Raw genomic sequence first — 260 nt, 5'->3', positions numbered from 1 at the left:
CGGCCGCCGTCATTGACGCCACCATTATTCAAACCGCCGGCAGCAAACAGCGTCAGGCCATAGAAGTCGATGAAGAAGGACAAGTCAGCGGCCAAACCACACCGAGCAAAGACAAAGATGCCCGCCGGACAAAGAAAAACGGCCTCTACAGACTCGGTTACAAACAACATACCCGTACCGATGAGGAAGGCTATATCGAGAAACTGCACATTACCCCCGCCAATACCCATGAGTGCAACCACCTGTCGCCTTTGCTGGCT

General features: G+C 53.8%; 1 protein-coding gene. It reads left to right on the top strand.

The window, feature by feature from the left end; genetic code table 11:
- A partial coding sequence (locus NSCA4_RS0111485; RefSeq protein ID WP_016688253.1) for a transposase occupies positions 1-260 on the top strand: 260 nt, incomplete at both ends.

Origin of the sequence: Neisseria sicca 4320, from assembly GCF_000193735.1 — a bacterium.
GTDB lineage: Bacteria > Pseudomonadota > Gammaproteobacteria > Burkholderiales > Neisseriaceae > Neisseria > Neisseria sicca_E.
The sequence above is the reverse complement of the archived record's forward strand: the minus strand, read 5'-3'. Positions and strand labels throughout refer to the sequence as shown.